The 12,484-nt window shown below is 42.5% G+C and carries 15 protein-coding genes; 7 read left to right on the forward strand and 8 right to left on the reverse strand.

Annotation, left to right across the window (positions count from 1 at the left end):
- Positions 1-614: 614 nt before the first annotated feature.
- Both HWQ40_RS16460 and HWQ40_RS16465 read left to right on the forward strand, forming a co-directional pair.
- Entirely contained in the window at positions 615-1,124 is a 510-nt protein-coding gene (locus HWQ40_RS16460) for a hypothetical protein (RefSeq protein ID WP_292779611.1), read from the forward strand.
- 48 nt (positions 1,125-1,172) lie between these two features.
- A complete protein-coding gene (locus HWQ40_RS16465) occupies positions 1,173-2,060 on the forward strand; it encodes a hypothetical protein (RefSeq protein WP_292779614.1) in 888 nt (295 codons plus the stop codon).
- A 45-nt stretch (positions 2,061-2,105) separates the two neighbouring features.
- Here the strand turns inward: HWQ40_RS16465 and HWQ40_RS16470 are convergent, their stop codons facing one another.
- From HWQ40_RS16470 to HWQ40_RS16495, 6 genes are all read right to left on the reverse strand, one after another.
- Positions 2,106-2,828, reverse strand: coding sequence for a hypothetical protein (locus HWQ40_RS16470; protein ID WP_292779616.1), 723 nt, complete (start codon positions 2,826-2,828; stop codon positions 2,106-2,108).
- A gap of 351 nt (positions 2,829-3,179) precedes the next feature.
- Positions 3,180-3,374 carry a 30S ribosomal protein S21 gene (rpsU, locus tag HWQ40_RS16475; RefSeq protein WP_069073011.1) on the reverse strand — a complete coding sequence of 65 codons (195 nt, stop codon included), beginning with the start codon at positions 3,372-3,374 and terminating at the stop codon, positions 3,180-3,182.
- Between the two features lie 123 nt (positions 3,375-3,497).
- Positions 3,498-3,812, reverse strand: a complete 315-nt coding sequence (locus HWQ40_RS16480; RefSeq protein WP_292779617.1) for an RNA-binding protein — start codon at positions 3,810-3,812, stop codon at positions 3,498-3,500.
- A gap of 403 nt (positions 3,813-4,215) precedes the next feature.
- A complete protein-coding gene (locus HWQ40_RS16485) occupies positions 4,216-5,076 on the reverse strand; it encodes a 3'(2'),5'-bisphosphate nucleotidase CysQ (protein ID WP_292779618.1) in 861 nt (286 codons plus the stop codon).
- 89 nt (positions 5,077-5,165) lie between these two features.
- The gene (locus HWQ40_RS16490) at positions 5,166-6,023 is read right to left on the reverse strand and encodes a sugar kinase (protein ID WP_292779619.1); all 858 of its coding nucleotides are present in this window, start codon (positions 6,021-6,023) and stop codon (positions 5,166-5,168) included.
- Positions 6,024-6,035: 12 nt separating this feature from the next.
- Positions 6,036-6,635 carry a PadR family transcriptional regulator gene (locus tag HWQ40_RS16495; protein ID WP_292779620.1) on the reverse strand — a complete coding sequence of 200 codons (600 nt, stop codon included), beginning with the start codon at positions 6,633-6,635 and terminating at the stop codon, positions 6,036-6,038.
- 401 nt (positions 6,636-7,036) lie between these two features.
- Between HWQ40_RS16495 and HWQ40_RS16500 the strand changes: the two genes are divergently transcribed.
- Positions 7,037-7,450: a hypothetical protein gene (locus HWQ40_RS16500; RefSeq protein ID WP_292745367.1), complete on the forward strand. Its 414-nt coding sequence runs from the start codon at positions 7,037-7,039 to the stop codon at positions 7,448-7,450.
- Between the two features lie 482 nt (positions 7,451-7,932).
- On the opposite strand, the gene HWQ40_RS16505 is transcribed toward HWQ40_RS16500, so the two are convergent.
- On the reverse strand, positions 7,933-8,127 hold the full coding sequence (locus tag HWQ40_RS16505) for a ribbon-helix-helix protein, CopG family (protein WP_334985475.1): 195 nt from the start codon (positions 8,125-8,127) through the stop codon (positions 7,933-7,935).
- Between the two features lie 37 nt (positions 8,128-8,164).
- Here HWQ40_RS16505 and HWQ40_RS16510 point away from each other — a divergent pair, with 37 nt between their 5' ends.
- From HWQ40_RS16510 to HWQ40_RS16525, 4 genes are all read left to right on the forward strand, one after another.
- Entirely contained in the window at positions 8,165-9,178 is a 1,014-nt protein-coding gene (locus HWQ40_RS16510) for a transposase (protein WP_292779622.1), read from the forward strand.
- Positions 9,179-9,190: 12 nt separating this feature from the next.
- Entirely contained in the window at positions 9,191-9,397 is a 207-nt protein-coding gene (locus HWQ40_RS16515; RefSeq protein ID WP_292779623.1) for a zinc ribbon domain-containing protein, read from the forward strand.
- 45 nt (positions 9,398-9,442) lie between these two features.
- Entirely contained in the window at positions 9,443-10,417 is a 975-nt protein-coding gene (locus tag HWQ40_RS16520; protein ID WP_292779625.1) for a DNA polymerase III subunit delta', read from the forward strand.
- A 209-nt stretch (positions 10,418-10,626) separates the two neighbouring features.
- On the forward strand, positions 10,627-11,820 hold the full coding sequence (locus HWQ40_RS16525) for a Coenzyme F420 hydrogenase/dehydrogenase, beta subunit C-terminal domain (RefSeq protein ID WP_292779627.1): 1,194 nt from the start codon (positions 10,627-10,629) through the stop codon (positions 11,818-11,820).
- Between the two features lie 158 nt (positions 11,821-11,978).
- Here the strand turns inward: HWQ40_RS16525 and HWQ40_RS16530 are convergent, their stop codons facing one another.
- The gene (locus tag HWQ40_RS16530; protein WP_292779628.1) at positions 11,979-12,338 is read right to left on the reverse strand and encodes a VOC family protein; all 360 of its coding nucleotides are present in this window, start codon (positions 12,336-12,338) and stop codon (positions 11,979-11,981) included.
- Between the last annotated feature and the right edge of the window lie 146 nt (positions 12,339-12,484).

Below are 12,484 nucleotides of genomic sequence, written 5' to 3' on the forward strand. Positions count from 1 at the left end.
GCTGCTGGTGATTCTGCTCCTGTAGCTCTTACCGCTCCTGCTATCAACGGTTAATCATAATCTGAGATACGCTCTTCACGCTTATCTATAAACAGAAGACGCTCTCCCGAAAGGGGGGGCGTTTTTGCATTGGGTTAATTGCTACGTTATCGCTCTTCCATCACTCTCACTAACTAAAAATCGAAGCTAACTTTTAAACCTCATATAGGAAGAGAGTTGAAGCCTTTATTTTCTAACACAATGCTATTAATCATGATTTTTTGGTCAAAAGTCTTGTGCCGTAAGAAGTTTGGTTTTATTCTCTGGTGAGAGTAATTAAAGAGTGTTATATCATGTCCGGCTAATTAGTTATAATTCCCTTTCTCTATGCAGAAAGCCCAAAAACCCATCCCCTCTGCCCCTCTGCGGTCTTAATGATAAATCTTTAACCGGACATGATATTAAGTATGGCACTGCACACTTTTTTGAAGTGCAAAAATGACCGTTATGGTTGAGAACTTAGGAAATAATTATCAAAAAGTAAATTTTACAGTTAATAACGGTTCAGAACGGGTAATAATTGCTAGCAGCGCAGATAGTTGCCTCAAAGCTCAAGTATCAAGGAGAAGCCAAGAATGATTTTACACCGTGGGCGTAGGGTAGTAGCCGCTTTGTTGCTGTCGGTGTTACTACTGACAACAGCCTGTAGTCCAAAAACACCTGGACGTTTTGACCAGGTACAAAAAGAAAGCACTCAACAAAAAAGCGGTCAATCGGTAGCTAAAACCGCAACTCAGGGTAGCGAATTTAATAAATTTTTCCCAAAAGCTAGTGATGGCTACCAACGCGTCTATACCCAAGAGAAAAAAGGCTTTGCGGAAGCGAAGTTGAAAAAAGGCGGTAAAGATATAGCGGTGCTGTCTATTTCTGATACCACTAGCACACCCAGTGCAGCAGCAAAGTTCTCAAAAAGCACTAAAAAAATTGGCGGTTATCCCGCAATAGAAGTTGGTAAAACGCAAACTGCAATTTTGGTAGGTAAGTACCAAGTAAAAGCACTTTCTCGTGATTCATCATTTACAGCTAGCGATCGCGAAGATTGGCTAGAGAAGTTTAATCTTAATGGTTTGGCTAAACTGAAATGATTTGCATTACTAACATTCAGATTATAAAACCTAAATAAGGAGATTTTTGTGAGCAAATCAATTGTTGAGTTGGTTGATCAATTGCCAACTGGCGGCTTGACTGTTTCTATGTTGAAGTCCCTCGATTTTGTTGCTCCTGGAGAGTGGCAAAATACCGTCGGCTTTGTCAACACTATTAAGACTGTCACTGGCGAAGACGACGAAGATTTAATTCAGCAAATTGGCGAAAGAGCGATTTATCTATTCAATGATAAATCCCAAGGATACCAAACAGCCTTGTGGTTATATCAAACCGTTGATGCTACAGATAAAGCGCTTGGTGCAGCAGCTTTAGCTAACAAAGTCGGCGAAAAAATTCCTCTGTTGGGTTTTTTAAACTCTGTCACTCCTAAACCAGATAAAGCCCAAACTATTGATTTGACATTAAAATTAGTGGCTGAGTTGGTAGCCTTCTGTCAAATTAACGGCATTCCGGGAGACAGTATTGGGGATTTTGTCGCCTCTTTAGGTGAGTATAGTGGTGAGTCACTGATCCGCATGGTGGCATTAGTTTGCGTTGATGGTTTGATACCTCTGGGGCCAGACTTCATCAGCAAAGCGATATCTGGGCTTAATCAAACAAATCCACAGGAGTTAGAAAAAAACTCGACTTTCCAAAACATCAAAGATGTGATTCCAGGGAACAATTCTGGCAGTAAACTCAACTTTATCGGCGAAAGCTTTGACTCTGTTAAAGGTTGGATGAGTGGGCTAGTTAGCGCCAATAATTTAACCCCGCAAAAGGTTGTCCACAACTTGCAAAGTTTTACCGATATTGCTGATGACAAGTTGGACTACCTCGCAGCATTCCTGGATGTAGCAACAAATTATTATGAGCACACTGGCACACAAACTTTAGCACATCGCTTGATTGAACGAGCGGTGGCTGAGATTTAGGTTGATGGAGAGTGGGGACTGGGAAGATTTCCCAATCTCCAATCCCTATTGGGGTAAATGCAAATCTGCTGCGATCGCATACAAGTAAGGTTGAAAAATAGCCAGGTTTTCTAGTTGATCAAACTTACCTGTTTGCGTACCTGTGTCAAATGCAGTAGTAATTACGTAAAGTTTAGTGCCATCAAAAGCAACATGACCAATATGTTGCTCTTGTACTCCACCTTGTTGCTTAAGTCCGACGAACCCATAGCGGATTCCTTGAAGCTTACCAATCGGTACTGGTTGCGGTGGGTAGGCTGAGAAAATAATCTGTTTTCCATATTTACCCTGACGATCTTTCGCAAACGCAGCATAGTAGTCTGCAACCCAAGTCTTAAGTACTGGTAATAACTGGGTTTGGTATTTGGAACTTTGGTAGTCTACTAGGGAAGCAGTTGGAATACCAGCTGCTAAGAGTTTCTTTCGGAAATCCTCATTGTTTGCTAGTGGGTAAATGTTAATCTCAACTGTACCCAAACGTTTTCCTTTGGAGGAGACACACAATAGGGGTGCATTTCCTTCACAGGGAGCAACTTGCCAGTTAGTTGGAGCAGCAGCATTTCCCAGAATTTTCTGCCAGATATTTCCCTGATTAGAGTTGGGAAGTTTGGCAACGGTAGGAGTTTTTACTACTTTGGGTGGAGAAAATTGGGGTAGAACAAATTTCGCTCCCACCGGTATTGACACCAGCAAAATAGAGCCTAGTAATAAATGATAAAGTCGTAACATTTTTTTTCAAAATTCAGAGCCAGGGATTGCAGACTAACGATATCTACAATACTTTATGGATACAGAAAAAGAATACATTTATATTGCTGCAAGTTCCGTAAATATAACTATAGCGCTTCTTTGTGGAATCAGGTACAAGTTAGGGGCGCATAGCTAGCTGTACGTTCATACTTCAGGCAATTGAAAACATGTATGATTAGTAGCGCCGAAAGCCAATACAGCGCTACTACCAACAGTGTTGTTTATTGATTGATGTATGCCTAATTACTTGTGGCTTGCTTGCCGGAGGTATGGCAACAATGAAGAGATGCTGGCTAGATGTCAAATCGAAGGGCAAATTTGCTTGGACTTTTAATTGAAGCGAGAACGTTGTTGACGACGTTGTTTGTGCCTAGCAATTGCTTTACGCTTCTCTTTTTCTATGGGTGTTTCAAAGTGACGCTTTTTTCTCATATCTTGGAAAATTCCTGCTTTAGAAACTTCCCGTTTAAATCTTCTCAAGGCTGATTCAATACCTTCATTCTCCCCTAAAACTACTTGTGTCATTCTCATTCCTCCTTAATGTGGATGAATAGTTTAAGACTAGATACCAAATAAAATATTCCAGCAGAATGGAGCCTTTGGCTTTATCTGCTGGAGACTCTAAATGTGAAATTTTCAGGAATCGACTTAGTAGCGATTATTGTTGCGGCGGGCATTATTACCGCCACCCCAGCTACCGCGAGAGGAGTTACTTCTTTCCTCACGAGGTTTAGCTTTGTTCACTTTCAAATCACGTCCCATCCATTCAGCACCATCAAGTGCATCAATGGCAGCTTGTTCTTGTGTGTCTGATTCCATTTCCACAAAAGCGAACCCACGCGGCCGGCCTGTTTCCCGATCTGTGGGTAGTTGAACACGATTTACTGTTCCGTATTCTGCAAAAGCCTGCTTTAGGTCATCTTCTGTAACCTGATAGGACAGGTTTCCGACGTAAATTGACATAGAAATCTCCGAATTCAGGGAGTGTAGAGAGTTAAATTCGGAGAGAAGGTTTTTAGAAATCAAAACGAGTTACTCAACCGAAAATAATCTTTATGTCCATGAGTGTAGCACAGCCTTCAGCCTTTGAATATCGTCTTATAGTGAATTTTATTCACAAATAAAACCTTTGGGGCAGGCTTGCAGACCTCCCAACAACGGGCTTTTTTTGCTTGTACTATAAAAATTACACTTTTAACAGGAAATCGGAGTTAACTAGCGATCGCCCAGATATTTAGTGTTTTTAAAACTAAGCTGTGGACTAAGGGCAAAGATTATTGTTGGTAACGCGATTAATCATACCACGATCGACTGTCTTAAAAGCAAATTAAAGCAAATTAAAAAATATTCATCATCCAGTACCCGATTAGCTATGGTTAAACTGCGCTAGGATACTTTCTGCTTTCTGACATAGTACTTCGTGATATTCCCCATTACTAGCTAGCAAACCTCCCCATTGATTGATATCACCAGTGTTATACTGCAACGGAGTGCCGTCGAAGTGGGTAAATTTACCACCAGCTTCTGTTAAAATCAATTCTGGAGCAGCTATATCCCAGTCTTTGGGCGCAGACTTGCCGGAAAGAGAAATGTAGATATCTGCCTGTTGCTCGACAATGGTGGCGATTTTGCAGCCGACACTACCCACAGATTTCTGGTTTTGACAAGGTAAATTGTGTAGTAAGCGATCTAAGCGTTGGTTCCGGTGAGAGCGACTAACGACTAAGGTTAAATCTTCAACTCGTTTGCCTGACGACACTTTTAAAGGAACAGATCCGTTACAGGTTTCTACAAATGTACCCCCGCCTTTGGTAGCATAATATAACTTTTGAGCCTCTGGTACTGCCACCACTGCCAACACTGGGCGTGTTTCCTTGACTAAAGCAATGTGAACTGCATAGTCGCCAGTTTTTTCGATAAAGTCTCGTGTACCATCCAAAGGGTCAATTATCCATACCCAAGGGACAGAAGGCTGTCTAGCACTACTTGGCGATTGATAAGTTTCTTCGCTGATGTAAGCAAAATCTTCGTTACCTAAAGTTGCTTGTAGCCTCTGCAAAATGTATTGACTCACAGCTACATCGGCAACAGTGACAGGCTCATTCTGCTTATATTGGACTTCTAAGTTAGGGTCTTTTGCAGTACCGTGGTAATACGATCGCAGTATATCTGCTGCGCCCCAACCTACCTCACGAGCGATCGCTAATATTTCTTGTAAATCTTTCATTAATTTGGCCTGAATTAAAAATATGTATAACGTGATTCGGGAGGCAGAGCGATACTTAGTTTAACTAATTACGAATTACGAATTACGAATTATTTTAAATTCATCCAGCGTCGAGTACCAAAAAATTTACAGGAATCAGCAGCAATATTAGCTGCCAGTGACAGTGCATCAGTAAAGCTTTCCCTTAAAATGTAATGACAGAAAGCACCGTGGAAAATATCTCCAGCCCCTAACGTATCAACCGCTTGAATCTGCGGCACATCTACGATACCAGTTTTAGTGCCACTCAAGTATTCAATTGGTTCTTGTCCGTGGGTAATGGCGATGTGAGGAATGTGAAATTCACTGAGATACCTAAATACGTCTTCTCCAGTCTGGCAGTTGGGGGGATAAAAATTAGCTGAACAGATAGCATAATCCACAAACGGTAGAATTTGCTCAAATCCAGGCTTCCAACTACCACCATCGATCGCTACTGGGATATTATTGGCTTTAGCCATTTGAACGATGGAATGACCAACCGCCATCTGATGTCCATCAATGAGTACTATATCGACATTCTGCAAAATATCTGGCGGGATAGATGCGCTGCTAGCTTGAGTTTTGACAGCATTGATCGAAACCACAGCGCGTTCACCTGTGGCTTGAGTGACAATAATCGAAGATACAGGCGGTACTAAATCAGTGGTAGGCTCAAGGTCTGCGATCGCAACTTTGTAATTTGCCAAGTCACCTCGAATTAGCTGCGTCATTGGATGAGAACCCACTACACCTAAGACTGTAGCCTGATTTCCTAAATAATTGAAAGTTACAGCTGCGTTTGTTGCTGGGCCCCCTGCGGCTACAGTATAGTCAGTAGCAACAATCTTCTGATTATTCTTAGGGGCAGAGTCAGCAAGGTAAATCAAATCTAAAGTTACTAAACCTACAAATAATCCACGATTCATCTGCTCTTTCGTTCAAAATTCAATTCTGAATTCTGGCTCCTGACTCCTGAATTCTTTCTTGGTAAATGGATATGCCTCTTGGCGACTGATAACATCGATTGCTGTCTTCAACCAATCAATATAAGTCTCTTCTCTTCGGATTACCAACTCCAGCACCAGCCTTTGCATCACCTGCTTGCGGTTGGCAGATTCATCACCGAGTGATGGCAAATCGATGGTTTCACATTCAGCCAGCTTTTTGCTTCGAGCCGCTAATTGTTGCTCCAGTAGGTGAATAATGCTTTCATTCGACAACTGATCTGCAAAATGCAACTGGACGAGCAAAGGTTCTCTTATAATCGGTAAGGGCTGATGAATCCCCAGCCATCGGACGAATTCGGCTTTCCCTGGCTCAGTTACACTGTAGACTTTGCGGTTGGGGCGATCGTGTTGAATCTCAATGTTACAGGTAATCCAGCCTTGCTCAACTAGCTTATCGAGAGTTCTGTAAATTTGTGCCTGATCTGCTGGCCATAAATGGGCAATGCATTGATCGAAGCAGCTCGTTTTGAGGTCGTAGCCCGTCATTTCTTGCTGCTGAAGAAGACCTAAAATTACATTTGCTAGCGACATGAAGATGGTTTTCCCATAATTGATATTTTCTCGCTCAGTTCTACACTATGTACTTCTTATAATTTTATGCTATTATATGATTAATCAAATATAAGATATAACGGTTATAAAAAGATATGTTCATTATAATGCTTCTTAGCAAGGAAACCAAATACATAAAAAACTCCATTCACAAGGGCATGGGGAAGAGTTACCAAGTCCCTTCAGGAGTGCTGTTAGCGGATAGCTAGGGTTGAGCCAGTGCTGAGTAGGGAAGAAGCAAGGGAGCAGGGAGCAGGGGAGCAGAGTTTTCCCCTCCGCCCCCCGCACCCCGCCCCTCTGCCTCTTTGCAATGCCCAATTCTCAATGCTTAGAAATTATTTAAGCCATTGAAGACTATTGTAACGAAAGGATAAGTAACATTGACTTCTAACACACTTACACAAAGAATACGTCAGCATCAATATCTGCGTGATTTACGAAACAAATTACTCTACCTGCACAAGATGTTGCTGGAGACAGAACGCATTGCCTACGAACAGATTAGTGGACGAGTATCAAGTGGAGAACTTCTTCAGCTAGTCATCGCTCATGAACAATTTGCTTGGCTACATCGCATTTCTGAGATGGTTGTGCAAGTTGATGAAATGCTCCAAGCAGATGAACCGATATTGCTGGACGATTTCCAAAAATTGATTGCTGATGTCCGTACACTCATTGTACCGTTAGAGACGGGCAATACCTTCGAGAGAAAGTATTACAACGCTCTCCAGCGCGAACCTGGTGCTGTGTTGGCACATGCAGAGATATCTAGATTTCTCACGTCTAAGGTTTAAGGGACTTGCAAAAAATCAATATCGCAAATTTGTAGTAGGGGCACGGCATACCCATTGGTGTCAACTTAACGTGAAAGCCAGCCTAGAACAAGCTTTTAGATATTGTCTCGTTCCCAGTCTCCGACTGGGAATGCCCCTTATTGGGGCTGCCGCCTCCCTTGCTGGCGGCAGAGCCGCCAGGAACAGCATTTCCAGCAAGAGGCTGGAAACGAGGTTTTAAAGGAGTTTTACCTGAAGTTGACACCAATGCGGCATACCGTGCCCCTACGTTCGCGGAGCGTCCCGCAGGGATGGGATGTTTTTTTAACTGGAAGTCCCTAAAGGTAAGATTTTGATAAGCGATCGCTAATTTACCCAAACAGTGCTGAGTAAAAAAGTAAGAATCCTACTCAAATAATTACTAATTCGTAGTTTAACTTCATAATTACGAATTACGTTAGCGTAGCGTTAGCGAGTCTGCGAGCGTCATTACGAATTACGAATTATGTTGACCGAAAATAATGGGATACAAGCCCCGTCATAAAGGACGGCTTTTTATTGATTTTCAATTTTCTAATCAAATCTCTAAGTACATCAGACTTTGTTCTCCCAGCCATCTGGCAGTACTCTTCAAGATGTGCTAATTCTTCTTCAGCTAATCGAAAAAATACACTTTTATTCATTGTATTAAATATCATATTGATATACAATAGTAACAGATTTAGAGGAAAAATAGTGAAAGCTAGGTATCAATTCCGTTTCTACCCGACAGACCAACAACAACAGAGTTTGCGATCATTGTTTGGTTGTGTTCGAGTAGTGTGGAATGATGCCCTTGCTATCTGTAAACAGTCTGATAAATTGCCAAGCAATAACGACTTACAAAAGTTAGTAATTACCCAAGCCAAGAAAACTGTTGAGCGTTCATGGTTGTCCGAGGTTTCTAATATCCCGTTGCAACAGTCGGTTGCAGATTTAGGTGTTGCCTACAAAAACTTTTTTGATTCGCTTAAAGGTAAGCGGAAAGGTAAAAAGTTAGGTAGTCCTAAGTTCAAAAAGAAAACTAATCAACAGACGGCACGGTTCAGAATTGGTGGATTTTCTATCAAAGGGAATAAGATTTATCTAGCCAAAATTGGCAACATCAGCCCAATTTGGACTAGAGAATTACCGTCTGCGCCTAGTTCAGTCACGGTAATCAAGGATTGTGCTAATCGCTATTTTGTAAGTTTTGTAGTAGAAGTTGAGCCTGTTAATATTGATAGCGAAGCGTTAGCGAGTCTTCGAGCGTCTGCTAAAAACCAAAGCATTGGTATTGATTTAGGGATTAAAACTTTTGCTGTGATGAGTAGCGGTGAAAAAGCAGAAAGTCCAGATTATTCAAAACTAGATAGGAAAATTCGCCAGCTTCAAAAGAAACTAGCACGTCAACCCAAAGACTTGAAGCGCAAGGATAGAACCCGGATTCAAATAGCAAAACTGCATAACAAAATTGCGGATACTCGTAAAGACTTCTTGCAAAAAATATCTACCAAAGTCGTTAGTGAAAACCAAACTATCATTTTGGAAGATTTAAACGTGTCAGGCATGGTCAAGAACCGCAAACTTGCTAGAGTAATTAGTCTCCAGGGATGGAGAGAATTTAGGACGTTATGTGAAGCTAAATCACACAAGTTTGGTAGAGTTTTCCACGTTATTAGTAGATGGGAGCCGACAAGTCAGGTTTGTTCCGAGTGTGGCTATAAATGAGGTAAGCTCGATTTGAAAGTCCGCTCGGTTAAATGCTTGAATTGTGGCGCTGAACACGACCGAGACGAAAACGCTGCAAAAAATATAAACAAAGCTTGCACTGAGCCAAGCCGAAGTGTTGGGATAGGGCATTGCCACGACTCTAAACGGACGCAGAGACAGAGTAAGACTATTTCGGTAGCATCAGTCAATGAAGCGTCAAGAATCACCGTTCTTTAGGACGGTGAGTATGTCAACTGTCAGCAGTTCTACAACATCTAATTAATGACTAATGACCCATTTGCACCAGTTATAGGACAACAGCAAGCTATAGAATTACTTACTCAGGCTGTCAGACAAAAGCGGGTTCCTCCAGCCTATTTATTTGTGGGGCCAGATGGTGTAGGCAGGAGTTTAGCAGCCAGGTGTTTTGTGGAATTGCTATTTTCTAGTGGGATGGGAGTTACTGCGTCTTTACAAAATCGTTTGCGTCAGGGGAACCATCCAGCTTTATTGTGGGTGCAACCAACGTACCAATACCAGGGACAACGATTAACAGCAGCAGAAGCAGCCGAAAAAGGACTCAAGCGTAAAGCTCCTCCTGTAATTCGACTAGAGCAAATTCGGGAAATTACCGAGTTTTTAGGTCGTCCGCCCTTGGAAGCGCCAAGAAATGTGATAGTGCTGGAAGAAGCTCAAACAATGGCAGAAGCCGCAGCAAATGCTTTACTTAAAACCTTGGAAGAACCGGGACAGGCGACATTAATTTTAATTGCACCGACACCTGAATCTGTGTTGCCGACTTTGGTATCACGCTGTCAACGCATTCCTTTTTATCGTCTAGATGCACAGTCTTTGGCTGTTGTACTTACACAAACAGGTCATCAGGAAATTTTGTCAAATCAGGCAGTATTGAGTATAGCAGCTGGTAGTGCTGGAAGTGCGATCGCATCTTATGAGCAATTACAAGCTATTCCCCCTGAGTTACTTGAAGATTTGAAAAAAGCGCCTAAATCTTACCGTAACGCCTTGGAGTTAGCCAAAAAAATTGATAAGGATTTAGATACAGAAGCACAATTGTGGTTAGTTGATTATCTTCAGCAATTCTACTGGCAGCAGTGGCATCAACCTAGTATCATTAACCAGCTAGAACAATCTCGAAAACACTTGCTTTATTACGCTCAACCACGGCTAGTTTGGGAATGTCTGCTTTTATCTGTGTATCAAAAATCAAATTCTATTTATCCTACTCATCGCTGAGTGCGATTGTATTTCTATAGTTCCTCATCAAAGTCTCAGTACAATATTTAATTAATTCTTAGCGAAATAAATTAGGCAAAACTCTGCATTACTTTGCGTCCCTCTGCGTTTCAAAATATTACAATGTCTTGTTCATCCTCTATCGTCAAGTTCATAGCCAGTGAAGGTATTGTAATAAAAGCGATTCCTGGATAAAACAAAAAGTTTATATGACCTCAGTTTCTCCTCACAAAAAAGCCAGAGCCTTAAAACCTACCAGCCGCCGCCCTGCGAAAGAACTCTGTAGCGAGTGCGGACTATGCGATACATACTATATTCACTATGTCAAGGAAGCTTGCGCTTTTATTAATCAGCAAATAGGCGAACTTGAAGAAGAAACACACACGCGATCGCGCCATCTCGAAAACCCCGATGAACTCTACTTTGGTGTTCATCAAGACATGATAGCGGCGAAGAAACAGCAGGCGATCGAAGGCGCACAATGGACGGGTATTGTTAGCAGCATTGCCATTGAAATGCTTAATCGCGGCTTAGTTGAAGGTGTCGTCTGCGTGCAAAACACCAAAGAAGACCGCTTTCAACCCATGCCCGTCATCGCCCGTACTCCAGAAGAAATACTAGCAGCGCGGGTAAATAAACCAACACTTTCTCCGAACCTTTCCGTATTAGAACAGGTGGAAAAATCGGGGATGAAGCGGCTGTTGGTAATTGGTGTTGGTTGCCAAATCCAGGCATTACGAGCCGTAGAAAAACAACTTGGTTTAGAAAAGCTGTATGTTTTGGGTACGCCCTGCGTAGATAACGTTAACCGCGCCGGACTGCAAAAATTCTTAGAAACCACCAGCCGATCGCCTGATACAGTTGTGCATTACGAATTCATGCAAGACTTCCGGGTTCATTTCAAACATGAAGATGGCTCATCAGAAACAGTGCCTTTTTTTGGCTTGAAGACCAACCAACTCAAAGATGTCTTTGCCCCATCCTGTATGAGTTGCTTTGATTATGTCAACTCCCTAGCTGACTTAGTTGTTGGCTACATGGGCGCACCCTTTGGTTGGCAATGGATTGTAGTTAGAAATGACACTGGTAAGGAAATGCTGGATTTAGTAAAAGACCAGTTAGACACCCAACCAGTAACGTCTAAAGGCAACCGGAAAGAAGCTGTACAACAAAGTATTCCTGCTTACGATAAAGGCGTTACCCTCCCGATGTGGGCAGCAAAACTGATGGGTGTGGTTATCGAAAAAATCGGCCCCAAAGGTCTAGAATATGCGCGATTTTCCATTGATTCTCACTTTACTCGGAATTATTTATATGTGAAGCGGAATCATCCAGAGAAATTAGAAGCACACGTTCCAGAGTTTGCCAAACGTATTGTTGGGCAATATAAATTACCAGAATAGAAGAGGGACTGGGGCATTGGGCATTGGGCACAAGAGGCAGAGGGGCAGAGGGGCAGAGGTGCGGAGGGGCAGAGGTGCGGAGGGGCAGAGGTGCGGAGGGGCAGAGGGGAAAAACTTACTGCAACTGCTCCCCTGCTCCCCTGCTCCCTTGCTCCCCCTCACTGCTGACTCAACTCGATAATATTCGCATCTGGGTCTTGAGTGAAGAGGGCAGCGCGACCGGAGGCGCTAGCTTGAATGGGATAATTATGATTGAGGAATTCCTGTTTGGCAGCGTCTAAGTCAGCTACTGTGAAGGCGACATGGGGATTACGTCCCCATTTTTCGTTTGGGTTTTCCGTGGGGACAGTGGTTGCAACTATCAAGTGAATTTGATAGTCGCCGACTTGATACCATGCACCAGGGTAGTTTAGGGAACGATCTATTTTGGATAATCCCAGTACTTTGCCATAAAAATGTTCAGAGCGTTCTAAGTCAGTCACAAGAATCGCTGTATGGAGACTTTGGGTAATCTGCATTGTCGGTAAGATGCGATCGCGTTTATTTAGATTTTGACGTAGTTTGAACTCTTTCGGTGAGTGAGGGAGGCAGGAGGAGAAGAATTAATAACCAACGCCTAATGACAAATGACAAATGCCATCACAGACTTAAAGGCAGCTGAACT

Origin of the sequence: Nostoc sp. NMS9 (assembly GCF_017114995.1) — a bacterium.
GTDB lineage: Bacteria > Cyanobacteriota > Cyanobacteriia > Cyanobacteriales > Nostocaceae > Nostoc.